This is a genomic window from Gilliamella sp. W8128, assembly GCF_016100545.1.
In the GTDB taxonomy this organism is placed as follows: Bacteria; Pseudomonadota; Gammaproteobacteria; order Enterobacterales; family Orbaceae; genus Gilliamella; species Gilliamella apis.
The window spans coordinates 50673-70941 of the sequence record NZ_JACFSE010000003.1; the positions used below are offsets into that span (position 1 = coordinate 50673).

The following is a 20269-nucleotide window of genomic DNA, read 5'->3' on the forward strand; positions in this document are numbered from 1 at the left end:
TATTTATAAATCTAGCCTAACCAATTTTATGAGTTTTTTGTTCTCACCTTTTATTTTTATCTTATAAAAATTTCTTATCCAGATTTTATTTAATTTTATAATTATTACGACAATATTAAATGATAATCATTAGCAAATGTTAATAATTATCATTACTATTGATCATGTTTATTATTTTTGCTAGATTAATGATCAAAAAATGATAATTATCAAATATTGGCGCATTGGTTAAGGCAGTTCATTAATCTAATTTTGTGGTGAAAAATGAAAATAAATAAAATATTGCTAATGATGATAGTGGCTTCAATACCTTTCCCTGTATTTGCTGATGGTGATGATATAGAAACAATTACGGTTACGGCGAGTAGACAAAAGAAAGCTAAATTGGCTATCCCTGAAACGGTTGATGTGGTGACTAAGAAAAATATAGATGACCATCAAATGTCAACGATGGAAGATTTAGTTAGATATATGCCAGGGATATCAGTAAATAGACAAACTTCTGGTACCGATCCTTTTGGTAACCTTGGTGGAATTAGAATACGTGGTATGTCAGGTAACCGTGTTCAGTTGCAAGTAGATGGCTCAAGGGTTATTGAAAGTATACAAGACGGAAACAGAAATTTTATTGATTTATCAAATATCAAAGCCGTGGAAGTTATACGTGGACCTGGATCAGTTTTGTGGGGTGCAGATGCGGTTGGTGGTGTTGTGGCATTTAAAACATTAGATCCTAGTGATTTACTTAAAGGTAAGTCTTATGCAGTTAGAGTTAATGGTGGTTATGATAGTTTGAATAAACAAAACACCAAAACCGGTATGTTAGCTGTTGAACTAATGCCTAATTTAGAAGGTTTATTAAGTTTTAGTCGTCGAGATTATCAAGAGGCAAGGTTAAGCAAAGCTAAAGCGAATGGGGGTATTTGGGGATGTCCGCGAGGAGCAGATGCCATTCGATGTAATAAACTAAATCCTTTAGATGCGAAAGCAGAAAATATGCTAACTAAATTGGTTTATCATAATGATAATCGGGAAACAAAATTAACATTTGAAAATTTCCGTTCTAACTCGTTTGTAAAACAATTATATGATTACGGTTTACAATCTAATGGGACTTTCAATGGTGATTATCGAAGAACACAAATACAAACTCGTAAAAGGTTTGCCATCGATGATAGTTGGATGCCGTCAGTTGGGTTTGTCGATCAAATTAAAACCATGATCTCTTATTCTCCTCAAGAACGTTATTTAAAATCACATCGCCAACAAAAAGATAAAAGAAAAAAGCCGATTTATACCTATACAACTAATGATTATAAAGAAAAATTCTGGCAATTGGATTTACAATTAAACTCAAACTTTGACTTTTTAAACAGTAGTCATGATTTAGTTTATGGTTTTCAGGGCGATATTACCCGTAGTTACTATCGTAATGCAAGTACAAAAAATGGTAAAAAAACCATTGGTGGAGGGTTCAATTTTGCTAATTCTAAAACGCAACGAGCTGATATTTATTTGCAAGATGAATTTCATTTAATTAGTGAACGTTTTAAAATTAAACCTGGTGTACGCTATGCAACTTATAAAATCAAACCAAATGCAGATAGCCATTATGCGGTCATCGAAGGAAAAGAACCTCGTGAGGTTACATCACATCGTTTTATTCCCCAATTAGGTGCTTTATTTAATATTACCGATCAATACTCAGTTTATGCTCGTTATGCTGAAGGTTTTAAAATGCCAACAGCTCAACAGTTATATACTTCTTTGCCATCATTTAGTATGAATCTAATCCCTAATCCTAAATTGAAGCCAGAAAAAGTAAAATCATATGAAACAGGGTTAAGAGGCGATTTTTCTAAAGGCTGGTTTAGTGTAGGCTTTTTTAAAGCTGATTATAGTGATTATATAAAGAATTTTATTCGTGTTGGACCAAAAGATTATACCTATAAAAATTTATCCAAAGTTAATCTTTGGGGCATTGAATCATCGGCTGAATGGCAATTTTATCCAAATTGGACATTAAATGCATCGACTTCGTATCAATATGGTAAAAAACAAGAATCACCTGGAGAGAAAAAATCTTACTTTAATGATGCTATGCCATTACAAGGTAACCTCGGTCTAAAATGGCATCTTCCTGATTTCAATTTTGATACCGAAGTATTAGCTACTTTTTCTAAAGCGGTTTCACATGTATCGAAAGATAGCTCGTCTTCAGATGAAGTATTTAAACCAAGTGGTTATGCCATTTATGATGCTTATTTAAATTGGCATCCAAGCAAGAATATTACTATTAGGGGCTCAGTATTAAATATCTTCGATCGTCGTTATTTTAAATGGCCTATGTTTAGTAGTTATTATAAAAATCCGCAAACTAATGTCAAAGTGACGAATCCTATCGAGTTACAAACAGCGCCAGGAAGAACATTTGCCATAAGTGCGGTTATAAATTTCTAATAATTAAGGATGATTACTACTATCAAAATTTCAATAACGATATTGATAGTAGTAAATAGAAAAAATATTTAGTTTCGAGAATATAAGTTTTGCAAACATTGAAAAATATCATCTTGCTTATGAAACTCTGTTTCAAATCCAAGCAAGGAAAGTTAGGTTTTGGTTATGCTTTTATTATTATAAGTTTAAATATCATTCTAATCAGAATCAGTCTTGAAATGATTAATTGGAATAAAAACTTTTATAACGCATTAGAAAAGTACGATATGCAAGCGGTAATAACGCAATTATTAGTTTTTATCATGTTAACTTTTTTTGGTGCCATTACCTATTTGATCATCGAGTATTTAAGAAAAACATTAGTCATAACTTGGCGTAAAGTTTTAAATGACACGATAATAAGTCATTGGCTGAATCATAAAGCCTATTGGTTTATAAATAATAATCAAGCAAACATAGACAATCCAGATCAGCGTATTTCTGAAGATTGCCATTTATTTATCGAGAGATTAACTAACGAAGGATTTTCATTTATTACACAATGTATCGGTCTTTTTTCCTATTTTATGCTTTTATGGCAAATAACCAATAATTTTGTTTTAGAATTTAGTCTATTCAATATTGATATTAGCATTTCACATTATTTAATTTGGTTAGCCCCTATCTATGTCATTTTGACCTCATATATTGCCCATAAGTTGGGAAGCCCATTAAAAAATTTACTAATTCAGCAACAACATTTAGAAGCAAATTACCGTTTTGTTTTAACTCGATTTAGAGAAGCGAAAGAGTCTGTTGCATTATTAGAGGGAGAAAAGGTTGAACAACAACAATTTGATCAACATTTTAATAGTATTGTAAAAAATTGGTATAAGCTAATTAAACGGCAATTTATTTTAGGTTGTTTTACTCGGCCTTACTATTTAACCGTATTAAGTATTCCGACCTTTTTTTCTCTACCAATCTATTTAATCGGTAAAGTTAGTTTAGGATCATTGATGCAAATTAGTAAATCATTTAGTAATGTAGTAACTAATTTATCTTGGTTTATTTTCAATTATAACAAACTGGCCGAACTGATAGCATGTAGTTATCGTTTGGGCCAATTTATTCAACAGTCTGAACAAGTCTCTTATCAGTTTAAACAACTTAATCAAGCTGAAAATGGAAATGAACGTTTATCGTTGGAAAATTTAATTATAAAGAAACCTGATGGAAAGATTTTACTAAAATTACCCGATCTCCATATTAACAAAGGGGAATCAGTTGTTTTATCTGGCGCATCAGGTATAGGTAAATCAACACTTTTTAAAATAATCTCTGGTCTTTATCCATATTATGATGGAGTGGTCAAGGTTCCTAAATTAAAGAAACTCTTTTTATCACAAAATGCTTACTTTCCTATGGGAGGATTGGCTCATGCAGTAAGCTATCCAGAACCATTGTTTGAGAAAGATCTTACTGTTATTAAACAATTACTGTTTGATGTGGGTTTTTCTTCTGAAGATATCGATAAATATTTACTTAATGATAATTTAAATACACTTTCTGGTGGAGAAAAACAACGTTTAGTAGTTGCGAGAATTTTAATGCATAAACCGGATTGGATTTTTATGGATGAAACCACCAATGCATTAGATAAAGTAGCTGAAAAACAATTGCTAAAATTGTTACAGACTAACTTACCAACAAGTAGTTTCATTATTATTTCTCATAGTGATATATCAAACTACTTTAATAAGTGTTATCAATTAAATTTATCATGATTTTTGAAAACAGATTATTTAACTAAATATTAAAACAAATCAAGGAGTAATTTATGGCTGAGTCCAAAAATGATATTGTACAAAAAACAATAGATGATTTACACGAAACAATGCAAACTATCATACTTTCAACAATCACCGAAACAGGAGCGGTTGATACTAGCTATTCACCATATTTTTTTGACGGTAATGACTATTACATTTTAATTTCAAACTTAGCTCCACATAGTAAAAATATCAAAGCTAATTCAAATATATCTTTTTTAATTATTGATGATGAATCTAATACTAAGAATATTTATGCTCGTAGAAGATTGTCTTTCCATGCTTCGGCAACCATTGTCGAAAGAGGAACTGAGCAGTTTGATTCTGTTGTCGATCTGCTAGCTAAAAAAGTGAGCAAAATGGTTTATATGTTAGCAGAAATGAATGATTTTAATTTATTTAAATTAACCCCGAAAGAGGGAAGATTAGTAATTGGTTTTGGTAAAACCTATATTATCGATCCACAAAATAAAACGGTAATACCAGTAGATGAAGATTATGTCGCTAAGCAAAAACAACAATCTAGTAATTAATATCATTATCTAAGCATTATTTATAATATTGCCATTACTTATTAACTAAGTAATGGCTTTTTTCATCACTCCACTCTTTGCTTAAATGTTTTAAATAATAGTTTTTTTATTTTCGATTGAGGATTCATATCCTTAAAATAGCTTCACTCAATCAAGAAAACTGCCTATCTTAACCAGTAAACTATGTTAAAATTAAGCCAACATAAACTGAATTTAGGATAGTTAATATTATGGTTCCTGATGTTTCGAAAGCTCTCAGTTGGTTAGAAAAACATTATACTATTTTACAAGGCATTCAGAGAGGCCTTGAACGTGAGACATTACGGATTTTGCCTGATGGTTCGTTGTCAAAAACGCCGTTTCCTGAAAAAATTGGTGCTGCATTAACTCATCCATGGATCACGACTGACTTTGCTGAATCTTTATTAGAGTTTATTACCCCTGTAAATACCAATATCGATTATATGTTAACTTTTTTACGAGATTTACACCGCTATGCCAGTGTAAATATTGGCGATGAGTTAATGTGGCCACTGAGCATGCCTTGTTTCGTTGCGAAAGAAGATGACATTATCTTAGCTCAATACGGTAAATCTAATGAAGGTCGTCTTAAAACAGTCTACCGTGAAGGTTTAAAAAATCGTTATGGTGCTATGATGCAAACTATTTCAGGTGTTCACTATAACTTTTCATTACCTATGGCATTTTGGCAAGCGAGAGATGGTGTTAAAAACAGTGAAGAAGGTAAGGCAGTTATTTCGGAAGGGTATTTTACTCTAATTCGTAATTACTACCGTTTTGGTTGGGTTATCCCTTATCTATTCGGTGCATCGCCATCAATGTGCTCGTCATTTATTCAAGATCCAGAAAAAGCAAAAGCGTTCATCGAACAAACTAATGGTAACTGTTATTTACCTTATGCTACCTCACTAAGAATGAGTGATATTGGTTATACCAATAATGCCCAGAAACAATTAGGGATCACCTTTAATCATCTAGATACCTATGTTGAGAGTTTAAAACGGGCTACCAAGACAAAATCAGCCGAATTTGGCAAATTAGGCATTAAGGTTGATGGCCATTATCGACAGTTGAATGATAATGTATTACAAATTGAAAATGAATTTTACGCACCAATTCGGCCAAAACGAGTTCCAAGATCAGGGGAATCGCCATCCGATGCTTTACTACGTGGTGGCATAGAATATATAGAAGTTCGAGCACTTGATGTTAATCCATTTTCACCAATTGGTATTACCGAGGAACAAATTCGATTTATTGACCTATTTTTAATCTGGTGTGCTTTAGCTCCTGCTCCTGAAATGAGTAGTGCAGAGCTAGAATGTGCAAAATTAAATTGGAATAGAGTGATTATTGAAGGCCGTAAACCAGGATTAGAAATTGGATTAGGCTGTGATAGCTATCGACAACCGTTAGCTAAAGTAGGGCATGAACTTTTCAAAGATTTACTTCGAGTCGCCGATGTACTTGATCATCAAGACGACAAACAACAATATCGAAAAGTTTGTGAACGGCTTGATCTGATGTTTGATCAACCGGAATTGACACTATCAGCGAGAACGTTAGCCGCGATTAGTGATTTGGGCACAGCCAAATTTGGTTTAGCTTTAGCTACTCAATATAAAAAACAACTAAGTTCAGAACCTTTATCAGTTCTAACTGAAGATGATTTTAATCAACAAAGAATGTTATCAATTGAAAAACAAAAGAAAATAGAACAAAATGACACTATGTCATTTGATGAATATCTAAAAGAAAAAATGAACAGCTAAAATGTTTAAACATCGCGATTATACATTACGATATCAAGGAAAAAGTGATGTTGAATTAATATTACCAAACCATAAAATTATGCATGACAAACCGTTAATCGACCAACAGTCTTTTTCGGTTTTGGTTTGGAATATTTTTAAACAGAAAAGGGCAGATTGTATTAATATCCTTGAGCAATATGCAGATCAAACTAAGTTGATATTATTACAAGAAGCTCAAACCACGTCCCAATTATTAAATTTTATTGCTCGGCATAACAAAATTGCCGATCATGTTCCAGCCTATAGTTTAAATGATATTTATGCTGGAGTTATGACAATAACAGACATAAAACCAACGCAAATTTTCTCCTTTAGAGAAAGAGAACCATTCATCCGTGTTCCAAAATCAGCATTAATCACTCTTTATCCAATTAAAAATTCAACGCTACAACTATTAGTTGCTAATATTCATGCCATTAATTTTAGTCTAGGGGTCAAAGTTTACCGCCAACAAATCTATATGTTATTAAATTATATTAAGCAACATCATGGACCAGTAATTTTAGCGGGAGATTTTAATGCTTGGAGTCGGCAACGGTTGAGCCTACTTTATCATTTGATACGTTCAATAAATCTTAAACCAGTTAATTTCTCGATTGATATAAGAAAAACGTTTTTAGGTAGGCCGCTTGATTTTATTTTTTATCGAGGGTTGAAGCTTGATGCGGCTAATATAGTTAATACAGCCGCATCAGATCATAATCCATTATTTGTTAAATTTAAATTGGATTAGAATTGACCAAATTAATTGTTAATATATCACCTTCTTTAACACGCATATTTTTTAATTTATTCCATTGTAAAAGATCGGTGATCTTAACTCGGTAATTTTGCGCTATAGTATAAAGGTTATCACCCGCTTTAACTTGATAAGTAATCTGTTTTTTGCCACTATTTAACATTGATTTAGTATCTTTTACTGTAGTATTGGTATATTGAATAGTGGTAGATTTTATTTCAAACGGCATATTGTTATGTGGAACATCTTCTAAAAGTTCAGTTACTTGATTAGCAACTAAATTTTCACTTTTTAACTTTTTAAATAATTTATCTGCATGAGAATAAGGTACCAGTAGATGGAAAGGGCCATTTACTGTTTGTTGTACATAACCTGCATTGTATGTCATTAAATCGCTAAGTGATAATTCTGAATATTGCGCTATTTTAGCCAATGATACATTTTTAGACATATCGATTCTAACTAATGAGTTTTCATAATTACAGTCAGGTAATTTAATACCATAACGTTTATTATTTTTAACAATATCGATAATAGCTAATATTTTTGGCACATAATGCATTGTTTCTGTCGGTAAATCTAACGACCAATAATCTGTTGATAAACCTTTAGCTTTATTTTTATCAATAGCTCTTTGAATTCGACCTTCACCAGCATTATAGGCAGCTAATGTTAATAACCAATCACCATTAAATCGATTATTAAGATTTTGTAACAAAGAGATTGCTGAACCTGTTGATGCGATTAGATCTCGTCGGCCATCAAAACTATTGCTACGTTTTAATCCATATTCTTTAGCGGTAACAGGTACAAATTGCCATAAACCAGCGGCTTGGGCAGGAGAGGTGGCTAAAGGGTCGTAAGCACTTTCTATTAACGGTATTAAAGCTAATTCAACCGGTAATTTGTTTTTTCGTAACTGATTAATGATGTAATACACATAAGGTTCAGATCGTAACGCAATATTTTCAAATCCTTTTGGATTACGTAATAAACGTTCGCGTTCGGCAACAACACGGCTATTATTTGGAACGTTAACGTTTATTTGCTTTAACATATAATGCCAAGGATTTTGCGTGACTGAAGCGTAATTAACACCACCACTTTTAACGCTAGAATTAACTATTGATTTAGCATTATATTTTTTTGAGCCAGCGTTGTATCGTGAACCATGATTTTGACACCCGACTAAAAAAGCACATAACACTGTAAATATTAATAATTTTTTCATTAGATTATAAGTTAGGACATTAATTTAAGCTGAGTATTATACCTAAAAAATGTCCTTTTGGCTCCTAAAAAAAGTAAACATATCTAACTCATTGTTACAATTAAATTTATTTTGTAAATTTTTTTCCTCACAACGTAAAAATAAATTGATCTGTTTTTCTTTGGTTAAAATGGAAGGCAAAGTAATTTTCTTTTTGCAAATAAAATCATAATACTCATGGATAACTTGATCCTCAGGAACTAGCATTTGAGCAAAATCTAAATTAGTTAAGGTATATTCGTGTCCTGCACAAATAAGGGTATCATCAGGTAACAGCTTTAATTTATTCAGCGAACTTAGCGTTTGCTTATAATCACCTTCAAAAATTCTACCACAACCAGCGGAAAACAATGTATCTCCAGAAAATAAATATGGCTGACAATAATAAGCTAAATGTCCTAATGTATGTCCCGGTACTGAAATAACCTCATATCGAAAATCACCAATCACTAATTCATTGATGTTTTCGAGATGATTAATCTGCAAATTAATTTCACTTGGCCCATAAGCTTCAATATCGGGATAAGCTGCTTTTAGCTCAGTTACCCCACCAGTGTGATCGATATGGTGATGAGTGAGTAAAATTGCAAGGGGTGATAAGTGATATTTTTTCATATAACTTAGCACTGGAGCAGCCTCACCTGGATCTATAATAACCACCTGTTTATTAGCATTTTCAAGTAACCAAATATAATTATCTTTTAGAGCAGGAATAACATGTAACTGATACATGGAAATTATACCTTCTATTTTATCTGATTAATCGGTTAATGATGCTTCAAAAATAGTATCATGTAAGGTGGGCGATTCAGCTTGCGTTTTGGCAATTTCATCACAGCGTTCGTTCTCAATATGGCCCGCATGACCTTTTACCCATATCCATTCAATGGTATGTAACTTAGCTAATACATCTAAACGTTGCCATAAATCAACATTTTTCACTGGTTGTTTTTTTGCGGTTTTCCAGCCGTTTTTTTTCCAACCATAAATCCAATTCGAAATGCCATTACGCAAATATTGGCTGTCAGAATAAAGCTTAATTTGACAGGGTTCTTTCAGTAATTCCAATGCCACAATGGCAGCAAGCAATTCCATGCGATTATTAGTGGTGTTAAAATAACCTTGAGCTAATACTTTTTCATTTTCTTTGTATTTTAAAATAGCTGCATAACCACCAGGTCCAGGGTTACCCAAACAAGATCCATCAGTGAATATTTCAATATTTTTTTGTATATTTGACATAGTTATAAACTTATTACGTGATTATTTTTCAAGAAATTTTAGCTTAATATAAATATTAATAAGCCAATATTAATGTTGTATCAATCATTGATTAAAACAGTGGAGGTATCAACATCAGTACGTTTTGGTGTTAGACTATACCATTAATTTGTTAAATTCCCAATTATAGATAAAGAAGAGTATATTGTGATAACACATTCAACCCGCCAAATTGTATTAGATACAGAAACTACAGGTATGAATCAAGACGGTAATAATCATTATGAAGGTCATAAGATTATTGAGATTGGTGCAGTTGAGGTATTAAATCGACGATTAACTGGCAATCATTTTCATGTTTACATCAATCCAGAACGTTTAATTGATGAAGAAGCCTTTAAAGTTCATGGTATCAGTGATGAATTTGTTAAAGACAAACCGATTTTTAAAAATATTGCACATGATTTTATTAAATTTATAGATGGTGCTGAATTAGTTATTCATAACGCCTCGTTTGATGTTGGCTTTATGGACTATGAATTTCGCCTTTGTGGGTTAGACTATAAAACCGCCGATCACTGTATTGTTACAGATACATTAGCAATGGCTCGCCGTCTTTTCCCGGGTAAACGTAATAATTTAGATGCATTGTGCGAACGTTATCAAATTGATAATTCTCATCGTACTTTACATGGAGCCTTACTGGATGCTGAAATACTTGCTGAAGTTTATTTAGCAATGACCGGGGGACAAACTACTTTGGCATTTAGTTCGGACGATAATTTATCTTCATCAATGACGAATAATGCTGTAAAAAAAATTGAACGTAATGGGATACCACTTACAGTAATTAAAGCTAATGAAGCGGAACTATCTGCGCATGATTCAATTTTAGAAAAAATTGATAAAAAAAGTGGTGGGGCGCTTTGGAAAGAGCATTAATGATTGTTTTCTATTCAATTGAACATAATTTTTGAAATTTATATTGACGAAAATAATAATAATCTTTAATATCACGCCTACTTTAATGTTCTGCATTAAAGAATCTAAAAAGCGGAGCGGTAGTTCAGTTGGTTAGAATACCTGCCTGTCACGCAGGGGGTCGCGGGTTCGAGCCCCGTCCGTTCCGCCAATTCTTAAAAGTTATACTTAATTTAAGTTTAATTAAAAATCACTCACATAAAATCATCTATATAAAACTTATAATATTTCTTAATCAATCTTAACTATAATTCAATACTATTTATTGTTAAAAAATACAAAATAAATTTCATAGCAATAAATTAATTTTTGTATCCTTTTTTCGTTCCAATTTTGATTTTAAATATAAGTGATATCACGACGAGAACCTAAAGTTGTAACTTTCTCTATTTATGTTATCTTCAACAATTATTTATACGAGTTAAATTTATTTTAATTGATTTAAATATGTTAAAAAAATCGCTATTTATTCTTCTAGGCGGGCTTTCCTTTGTATTAGGAACTGTGGGCATTTTTGTTCCTCTTTTGCCGACAGTGCCTTTTTATCTGCTTACTGCATATCTATGGTTAAATAGTTCTGATCGCCTGTATAACTATTTTACTCAAACTCGTTATTATCAAACTTATGTACAAAAAATGATTATCGAGAAAAAGATTTCAAAAACAGGATTAGTAAAAATGTTAACTATGGTATTTATCATTTTATTAATTCCATTTATTTTATTTGATTCTTTGCATGTTAGGATTATTTTAGCAATAGTCTTCTTTGCACATGTTATTTTTGGCGGTTATTATTTTCTCAAGAAGTGATGATATAGTTTTTGGTAAGAATAAAATTACAGGGCAAATAAGTTACCCTGTAACAATTAATTAGTAATAAAGCGAGTTAATTGATAACTATTTAAGACTTTTTTTAATCTCAATAGCTAATAATGGGTTCCACATTGCTCCTGTAGCACTCATTACCGCATCAGCGCCATTTTGAATAAATTGATGATAATGTTCACTATTACTAACACCACCAACACCAATAATGGCAAATTTTAAATCCATTTGTTTACGATATTTATTAAGTCGACTAACCATATCTAAACCAGCCCAACGGATTGCATCACCACATATACCACCTTCCTTACGGTTTTCGCCTAATGCCGGATGTCCACTTGCATCTACCGGTTTGGCTGAAAGGGTATTAATAGTACTTAATCCGTCAATGATTTTTCCGACTCGAGTTAATAGAGATATGATGCGTTCATCATCTGGGAAGTAAGCTAATTTTAAAATAAGAGGGCGATCTGGTACCGCATTCTTAATTTCATTCACAATTCGTTCTACTTTATCGACATCAAAACAAAGTAGTTTACTTGCACCTTCATTTGGACAACTCAAATTAGCTTCTAATATTGGTGCATTAGTTTCTCTTACTAACTTAGCAGCTAAAGCATAATCTTTTTCTATCTCACCATTACCTTGAGTTCCTTGGAAACTACCAATAACACATTGTCCAGCGCCAGCTGCATTTACCGCATCAGCCATATCCGGTTGCCAAATATCAGGTGCAAAAGATGGTACACCGAAGGAGTTGGTAATTGATAAAGGTTGATTATAATTTGTATCAGCCAATACTGTGTCTAAGTTAGGTGATAACTTGCCATTAGGATGAACAGATAAAACATTCGGTAATGGATGACATTTGTGAAACTTGGTTCTAACCGTTTTATAAACACATAAGTCAAATCCATAAGCAAAAGCAGCTTTAATATAATTAGCATTTAGTAACGGACCTGCTGGCTGACCAAATGGTAGGTTAACATCGACATTTAAAAATTTTGTTGGTTTAGTTGCGACCTGTTCAGCCTTATCTAATTCAGCAAAAAGTCCAAAAGGGCCTTGAGTATAGTTATCTTCATAACTTATACTTGGATTATAAAAAGGGATCAAAGGTTTCATGCTATCTCCTGTTTATGGCTATTCTTAATGTGGTTTTGATTTAAAATTTGGTATAAACTTGAAAAGTTAAAGTTGTAGACATAAAAAATCCTCCATAAAGGAGGATCAATATTTAAAAGAAAAAGACAATTCAATTTTGTTTTTGTTATTGGTCTGTGTGTTTGAACCACAATCATAATCAAATTCTCTTTTCTAAAATTGCTAAGCATTTTAGCTGAATATAAATAAAGTTCAAGTGCTATATTAATAAAAATATATAAGTAAATGAAATAGTTATAGTGTTTTTTTTTAGACTGTCTGACCTAAAATAGTTATATAAGCCAACAAATTCGATAAGAAATGAGTAGTCATTTGATTTGATTTTGTAATTTTTGTAATTAAACCACTAAAAACATTTGATATTTTCCTGTCGAAAAAATGATATTTTTTGACTAATGAAACTTATGTAAGTGGAGAAGAGAAATTTGAGATGGTATTATGCACGCCAAAATTTTAATTTTAATATTAAATATTAGGTATAAATAAATGAAAAAAGATATTTTCAAATCAGTAACCTTACCCAATGGAGTGGCATTAAAAAATCGCATTATGATGGCACCTATGACCACTTGCTCAGGGTTTTATGAAGGCTCGGTTACAAGTGATTTAATTGAATATTATCGAGCAAGAGCTGGAGAAATAGGCTCAATTATTGTTGAATGTGGTTTTGTCGATAATAAAGGATTAGCTTTCCCTGGTGCAATCGGTCTTGATAGCGATGATAAAATTGAAGGTCTGGCAAAAATAGCTCAAGCTATTAAAGAAAAAGGTTCAAAAGCGATTATTCAAGTTTATCATGGCGGTAGAATGGTTGAACCGAAACTCATTGGTGGTCAAACTCCAGTTGGTCCAAGTGCTATTGCGGCACCAAGACTGGGAGCAGCTACACCGATAGAATTAACTGCCGATGAAGTTGATCAAATGGTTGATAAGTTTGGTCAAGCAGTACGTCGAGCTATTCAAGCTGGTTTTGATGGCGTGGAAATTCATGGTGCTAATACTTATTTGATTCAACAATTTTATTCACCAAATTCAAATCAACGAAATGATAAATGGGGAGGTAGTCGTGATAATCGAGCTCGATTCCCATTAGCGGTTTTAGATATTACCTATAATATGGTCAAACAGTATGCAAATTCAGACTTTATTGTTGGTTACCGTTTCTCACCAGAAGAAGTTGAAGAGCCAGGAATTCGTTTTGATGATTCAATGTATTTACTTGAAAAGCTTGCGGAGAAAGGCTTAGATTATATTCACTTTTCCATGGGGGCAATTTTAAGGCCTTCGATAGTTGATACTCAAGATCCAACACCATTAATTAATAAATATATAGCAATGCGTTCAGAAACTTTAGCTAAAATCCCGGTTGTTGGGGTGGGCAACGTTGTTAATGAAAGTGATGTTAGAGCCGCATTAGATAATGGATTTGACTTTGTCGCAGTTGGCCGAGCGTGTATTGCTTATCCAGATTGGACTGATCGCATCATGAAAGGTGAAAAATTAGAGTTATTCATTAATAGTGACAAACGAGAAGAACTTAATATTCCAGAACCTTTGTGGCATTTTTCACTTGTCGAAAGTTTAATTCGTGATGTGAACTTGAATGTTAAAAAGTTTAAACCAGGAAATTATCAAGAAAAAGTCAATGATGAGTCTTATGAATTTGTGATTAATGTTGAGCTTGGTAAAGATTTCATCAAAGATATGCAATTAGTTAATGCCAATAATTTTGATAATGAGGTATTAAATAATTTTTCAGAAATTAAGCATCGCATTATTGAATCAAATAGCCCTCATGTAGATGCAATTTCTGGAGCTACATCACAAAGTGAAGCCTTCAAAAAAGCAGTTACTAAGGCAATGGCTCAATCAAACAAAGAAGCGATTATTGCCGAAGGTGGCGATCCAAATGCTAAAGCCTATGATGTTGTTGTTGTCGGTAGTGGTGGTGCCGGTCTTGCTGCAGCAATTCAAGCCCATGACCTAGGTGCTAGTGTTGTTGTGATTGAAAAAATGTCGGTTATTGGCGGTAATACCAATAAAGCTTCTGCAGGTATGAATGCTGCGGAAACCAAATTCCAAAAACTTAAAGGTATTGTTGATAGTAAAGATCTGTTCTATCAAGAAACCATGATTGGTGGCAAAAACAAAAATAATCCAGAACTATTACGCTATTTTGTTGAGAATGCCCCTGATGCTATTGATTGGTTAGATAATAATGGCATTGAACTCAGCGGTATTACAACTACTGGTGGTATGAGTATTGATCGGACTCATCGTCCAGCGAGTGGTGCTGCAGTCGGCGGTTTTTTGATTAGTGGTTTAGTTAAAAACATTAACCGACGTGGTATTGAAGTAATGCTTGATTGTAATGTTACTGAAATTATTACTGAAAATAATAAAGTTGTTGGTGTTAAGGTGACTGAAGAAGACGGTTCAATACAAACCATAAAAGCTAAAGCAGTTATAATTGCTACCGGCGGTTTTAGTGCTAATCATAAAATGGTTGAAAAATATCGTCCAGATCTTAAAGGATTTGTCACCACCAATCACAAAGGTGCAACTGGCTCTGGTATTATGATTTTAGAAAAATTAGGTGCCGGAACAGTGGATATGAAAGAAATTCAAATTCATCCAACTGTTGAGCAGACTACATCTTACTTAATTTCTGAATCAATTCGTGGCGGTGGTGCTATTTTAGTATCACAAAAAGGTGAACGTTTTGTTAATGAATTAAATACACGTGACAAAGTATCTGCCGAAATAATTAAGTTACCTGAACATTATTCGTATATTTTATTTGATCAACAAATTCGTGATGAAAATAAGTCTGTTGAGGAATATGTATCGCAAGATCTAACTGTGCAAGCTAATTCAATTGATGAGTTAGCGCAAAAATTGTCAATTGATGCGAATACCTTACATAAAACCATTGAACGATATAATCATTTTGTTAATAACAAACAAGATGAAGATTTTGGTCGAACTACTGGTTTACGCCATCCAATTGATAAAGCTCCTTTTTATGCGATCAAAATTGCTCCAGGTATTCATCATACTATGGGTGGGGTAACAATTAATACTGAAACTCAGGTTCTTGATACCGAGAAAAATGTCATCAGTGGGGTATTTGCTGCTGGTGAAGTTGTTGGTGGTGTACATGGCGCCAATCGTATCGGAGGTAATGCCGTAGCCGATATTATCATTTTTGGTATGCAAGCAGGAAAACAAGCGACAGATTATATTCATCAATAACTGAATAGCAATTTTTGAATGCATCATTCACGCTATGAATATACTCAAGCTATGATGGGAACAACGGTATCATTAATGCTTTTTGAGCCTAATGAAACCGTTGTACAACATGTTTTTAATACCATTAATCAGCTTGAAAATAAATTAACGGTTAATAGACCGGTATCGGAAGTTATGTCAATCAATAATGCGGCAGGAAAACATCCGGTTAGAGTTAGTCATGCCGTTTATTCGCTTATTGAGCAAGCTTGGAAAGTCAGTTTAATGCCAAATAGTTGCTTTAATGTTGCTATTGGCCCATTAGTTAAACTTTGGAAGATCGGTTTTTCTGGGCATCAGGTCCCCAATCCTGAGCAAATTGTTGAAAAGAGATCTTTGATCGATCCTAATGATATTAAATTAGATCCTAAATCTTGTTCGGTATTTTTAAAAAAGGCTGGCATGGAGATTGATTTGGGGGCAATAGCCAAAGGTTATATTGCCGATGTGATTAAACTTGTTTTGCAACAACACAATGTTTATCAGGCCATAATAAACTTAGGTGGTAATGTGCTAACTACTGGCGATTCACCCATTGATGCTGAAGGTTATTGGCATATTGGGTTAAAAAAACCCTTTTCCTCAATCGAAAATGAGTTAGTCGGTCTTATTAAAGTAAAAAATAAATCCGTAGTTACATCAGGAATTTACGAACGTTACTTTATTGAAAACCAACATGTTTATCATCATATTTTGGATTCTAAAACGGGTTATCCTTTAGATAATGAATTAGAAAGTATAACCATTATTTCGGATACATCCCTTGAGGGAGATATTTATTCAACAATCTTATATGGATTTGGTACTGAAAAGACTAAACAATTATTGAAAAGTCAGCAAAATTTATCTGCTATATTTTTATTGAAGGATAAAACAATAAAGATAGTCAATCCTGATAATTTTGCTTTTCAACTGCTCGACCAAGAATATCAAATAAGCTAGATATTGCGAATAAAATAAAGATTTTACCAATTATATCATTTCATTATCAATTTGATTAAATTGATATTTAATTTAAAAGGAAATATTATGAGTACAGTAAAAAAACCGCCAGTTAAATGGCTTCCTCTTATTATTATTGCAGGAATATCGGCAATATTATGGCTTTTTATATCTCCACCAGAAGGTATTAGTGTAGAAGGGTGGCGAACAAGTATTATATTTGTGGCAACTATCGCCTGTATTGTTGCAGAAATCATGCCTATAGGCGCAATTGGATTATTAGCTATTACGGTATTTGCTGTTCTTAGACCATCAGGAGCGACAACCGCTGCCGAATCAGTCAAAATATCATTAAGTGAATTAAACAGTAGTTTAATTTGGTTGATTGTTATCGCGTTTATGATTGCTAGAGGGTTTATTAAAACTGGTTTAAGTAAACGTATTGCTTATTTTTTAGTTAAAATTTTAGGTAAAAATACCTTAGGTTTAGCTTATGGACTATCAGTCACCGATGTTGCTTTAGCGCCGGCAATTCCAAGTACTACGGCTCGAGCTGGTGGGGTAATCTATCCAATAGCTGAAGCATTGGCTATCAACTTTAATTCAAATCCTAAAGATGAATCAAGAAATCGTATTGGTACTTTTTTAATGCTAACCATAAGTCATGTTAACGACATTACTTCGGCAATGTTTTTAACAGCTTTTACTGGTAATTTATTAGCGGCAAAATTAGTGACTTCATCACTTGGTATCACTTTGGGTTGGGGACAATGGTTTATTGCTGCAATTGTTCCTTGTTTAGTGTCATTTGTTGTTATTCCTTTAGTTATTTATTTTTTAACTAATCCAGAATTGAAAAAAACACCTGAAGCACCAAAATTAGCTGCTGAAGAACTTAAGAAAATGGGTTCAATTACCTTAAAAGAAATCATTATGGGTTCTACAGTCGTTTTATTATTAGCGCTTTGGATTTTTGGTAAAAATATTGGTATCGATTCAACTACAACCGCATTTATTGGTTTAACTATTTTAATTTTAACTGGTGTATTAAGTTGGGATGATATCAAAGGTGAAAAAGCGGCATGGGATACATTAATCTGGTTTGCTGCTTTATTAATGATGGCTGGTCAAGTTAATAAACTTGGTGTAACTAAATGGTTAGGCGATACCATTGGTGCAGCAGTAAAAGGCCATTTAGGTGATAGTAGTTGGATTTTTGTTATTATTATTCTATGTGTAGCTTATGTTTATTTACACTATTTCTTTGCCAGTGGTAATGCACATATTGCGGCTTTATTCCCAGTATTTTTATCTGTTGCTATTGCCTTAGGAGTACCGCAATTAATTGCTATTTTTGCTTTAGTTATTTGTACCAATTATTTTGGTTCTCTTACTCAGTTTGCAAATGCTCGAAATCCATTATTATTTGCTGAAGGATTTGTACCGGTAAAAACTTGGTGGAAAGTAGGCTTTATTTGTAGTGTAGTTAATCTAATTATTGTTTTCACCATTGGAATTTTATGGTGGAAAATTATTGGATTAGGTTAAAAACTCTATAATCTCTACTGTTATCGACAAATAAAAAGCCCCCCAGTAATTGGTTGTCCAACTATTGGGGGGTCACTTCAAATGGCGGTTTTTTACCTTAATAAATTAAAAAGCTTAAAAAGTATCAATCGATAATTTCCAGTTATTTACCGATTTCCAATATTTTTTCTCTTGTTCCAAATCTAATAGAATCAACCTATTATTTTCAACAAACAGCTTATCTATCGTTAGTGTCATTTTAGTGGATTTTTCTTGCGACAAAATTAACTTAAAAGCATTGAGATCTAGATCGGGACTACGTTGATTGTTTATGAGTATCGATAATCTGAGAATTTGTAACATGGCAATGATATGCTTAAATTCAAACAAGCTAAAATAAGGAAATTCTTCTATATTAATCGATTTTCGATGGTAACGAACCAACGTTGATAATAATAATTGCTGTTCTTCATTAAACCCCGGTAAATTACTATTTTTTAGAATATAACTAGAGTGTTTATGGATCGAAGAAAAGTTAATTTTTAACCCCACCTCATGCAATTGTGCTGCCCAATATAAAATGGATTCAACACTTGGTGGTATGATCATTAAAGATTGCGCTTTCCATTGAGAAAAAAGGTATTTTGCCGTTTTCACAATTTGTTTAGCATGGCGTTCATCAATATTATAGTGCTGCGATAGCGATTCAGCTGTTGTTTGTCTGATATCTCGGTAGTTCGGCCCATCAATAAGTTCGTAAAGAACACCTTCACGTAAAGCACTTGGACTAAATTGTAATTCTTCTAAACCTAATGCATTAAAGACGCCACTGAAGATAGCTAATCCACTGACAAAAACATTTTTTCTTTCCTCGGATAGAGAAGGAAAATCAATTTCATGAAAATAATTAAATTCTAATACATAACTGATTAAATCATCCAAACGTTTAGGGGTAATAATTCCGTCGCTAACCCCAATATCGAGTAAAATTTTATAAATGCTTTTAATGGTACCGGATGTACCGAAAGCAGCACTAATATTTTGTTTTTTTATTAGATTGATTAAATTTTCAATTTGTTGCTCGGCAGCTAATTTTGCTTGTTGAAATGATTGATAATCAATTTTCTTTTGCGGAAAAAACTGTTTAGTGTAAGTGACACAACCCATTGGTCTGCTAGCTACGAGTATTGGTTTTAGATTATTACCTTTACCAATGGCAATTTCAGTAGAGCCACCACCAATATCAACCACGAATTTGCTATCGTTTTCATTGGTGGACTCTGCTGTCATTGTACCGAGATAAATAAGTCTGGCTTCTTCTTGACCAGAAATGATTTCAATAGGGTATGGTAATACTTTAGCTGCTTCGTTTAAAAATTTAAGTCTATTTTTCGCAATTCGTAAAGTATAAGTAGCGATAATTCTTACATTTTCGGCTGGAAATCCATTTAATCGTTCAGCAAATAACGCTAAACATTCAATACCGCGATTAATACTTGATTCACTTAATTCATTATATTCATTTAATCCAGTAGCAAGATGAATATTCTTTTTATGTTTATATATGATTTGTCTAGCTCCATCGATATTGCGAGCGATGATCATATGAAAACTATTAGAGCCTAAATCGACGACAGCATATTCATTAAATTTATTCACGTTAAAAC

15 protein-coding genes and 1 tRNA gene are annotated in these 20269 nt (G+C 32.8%); 11 read left to right on the forward strand and 5 right to left on the reverse strand.

Translation table 11 applies throughout. From position 1 onward, the window contains the following. Positions 1–264 precede the first annotated feature (264 nt). From H3U97_RS03480 to H3U97_RS03500, 5 genes are all read left to right on the forward strand, one after another. Entirely contained in the window at positions 265–2460 is a 2196-nt protein-coding gene (locus H3U97_RS03480) for a TonB-dependent hemoglobin/transferrin/lactoferrin family receptor (RefSeq protein ID WP_198198146.1), read from the forward strand. A gap of 119 nt (positions 2461–2579) precedes the next feature. Beyond that, on the forward strand, positions 2580–4226 hold the full coding sequence (locus tag H3U97_RS03485; protein ID WP_086366050.1) for an ABC transporter ATP-binding protein/permease: 1647 nt from the start codon (positions 2580–2582) through the stop codon (positions 4224–4226). A 53-nt stretch (positions 4227–4279) separates the two neighbouring features. Further along, the gene (locus H3U97_RS03490; RefSeq protein ID WP_198198150.1) at positions 4280–4804 is read left to right on the forward strand and encodes a HugZ family protein; all 525 of its coding nucleotides are present in this window, start codon (positions 4280–4282) and stop codon (positions 4802–4804) included. A gap of 230 nt (positions 4805–5034) precedes the next feature. Then, complete coding sequence (gshA, locus tag H3U97_RS03495; protein ID WP_086357197.1) at positions 5035–6597, forward strand: glutamate--cysteine ligase; 1563 nt, start codon at positions 5035–5037, stop codon at positions 6595–6597. A 1-nt stretch (position 6598) separates the two neighbouring features. After that, complete coding sequence (locus tag H3U97_RS03500) at positions 6599–7372, forward strand: endonuclease/exonuclease/phosphatase family protein (protein WP_065612973.1); 774 nt, start codon at positions 6599–6601, stop codon at positions 7370–7372. Here the strand turns inward: H3U97_RS03500 and H3U97_RS03505 are convergent. From H3U97_RS03505 to rnhA, 3 genes are read right to left on the reverse strand one after another with little or no spacing between them, the layout of a single operon-like run. Continuing rightward, on the reverse strand, positions 7359–8609 hold the full coding sequence (locus H3U97_RS03505) for a transglycosylase SLT domain-containing protein (protein ID WP_034903686.1): 1251 nt from the start codon (positions 8607–8609) through the stop codon (positions 7359–7361). The genes H3U97_RS03500 and H3U97_RS03505 overlap by 14 nt on opposite strands. Before the next feature lie 42 nt (positions 8610–8651). Beyond that, entirely contained in the window at positions 8652–9380 is a 729-nt protein-coding gene (gene gloB / locus H3U97_RS03510) for a hydroxyacylglutathione hydrolase (RefSeq protein ID WP_198198152.1), read from the reverse strand. 27 nt (positions 9381–9407) lie between these two features. After that, positions 9408–9881 (reverse strand): ribonuclease HI, encoded by a 474-nt coding sequence (gene rnhA, locus H3U97_RS03515; protein WP_065651259.1) that lies wholly within the window; start codon positions 9879–9881, stop codon positions 9408–9410. A 195-nt stretch (positions 9882–10076) separates the two neighbouring features. Here rnhA and dnaQ point away from each other — a divergent pair, with 195 nt between their 5' ends. The 3 genes from dnaQ to H3U97_RS03530 all read left to right on the forward strand — a co-directional run bounded on the left by dnaQ (position 10077) and on the right by H3U97_RS03530 (position 11660). Next, positions 10077–10811 carry a DNA polymerase III subunit epsilon gene (dnaQ, locus tag H3U97_RS03520; RefSeq protein WP_034903680.1) on the forward strand — a complete coding sequence of 245 codons (735 nt, stop codon included), beginning with the start codon at positions 10077–10079 and terminating at the stop codon, positions 10809–10811. 113 nt (positions 10812–10924) lie between these two features. Next, positions 10925–11001: transfer RNA gene (locus H3U97_RS03525), tRNA-Asp, on the forward strand. Between the two features lie 296 nt (positions 11002–11297). Continuing rightward, on the forward strand, positions 11298–11660 hold the full coding sequence (locus tag H3U97_RS03530; protein ID WP_198198154.1) for a YbaN family protein: 363 nt from the start codon (positions 11298–11300) through the stop codon (positions 11658–11660). A gap of 87 nt (positions 11661–11747) precedes the next feature. Here H3U97_RS03530 and H3U97_RS03535 read toward each other — a convergent pair whose 3' ends face one another. Further along, positions 11748–12800: a hypothetical protein gene (locus H3U97_RS03535; RefSeq protein WP_198198156.1), complete on the reverse strand. Its 1053-nt coding sequence runs from the start codon at positions 12798–12800 to the stop codon at positions 11748–11750. 525 nt (positions 12801–13325) lie between these two features. On the opposite strand from H3U97_RS03535, the gene H3U97_RS03540 reads away from it, so the two are divergent. The 3 genes from H3U97_RS03540 to H3U97_RS03550 all read left to right on the forward strand — a co-directional run bounded on the left by H3U97_RS03540 (position 13326) and on the right by H3U97_RS03550 (position 18623). Further along, complete coding sequence (locus H3U97_RS03540; RefSeq protein WP_198198158.1) at positions 13326–16094, forward strand: flavocytochrome c; 2769 nt, start codon at positions 13326–13328, stop codon at positions 16092–16094. A gap of 18 nt (positions 16095–16112) precedes the next feature. After that, entirely contained in the window at positions 16113–17075 is a 963-nt protein-coding gene (locus H3U97_RS03545) for an FAD:protein FMN transferase (RefSeq protein WP_198198160.1), read from the forward strand. Positions 17076–17162: 87 nt separating this feature from the next. After that, positions 17163–18623: a DASS family sodium-coupled anion symporter gene (locus tag H3U97_RS03550; protein WP_198192043.1), complete on the forward strand. Its 1461-nt coding sequence runs from the start codon at positions 17163–17165 to the stop codon at positions 18621–18623. A 114-nt stretch (positions 18624–18737) separates the two neighbouring features. On the opposite strand, the gene H3U97_RS03555 is transcribed toward H3U97_RS03550, so the two are convergent. Continuing rightward, on the reverse strand, positions 18738–20261 hold the full coding sequence (locus H3U97_RS03555) for an exopolyphosphatase (RefSeq protein WP_370545673.1): 1524 nt from the start codon (positions 20259–20261) through the stop codon (positions 18738–18740). Positions 20262–20269 lie beyond the last annotated feature (8 nt).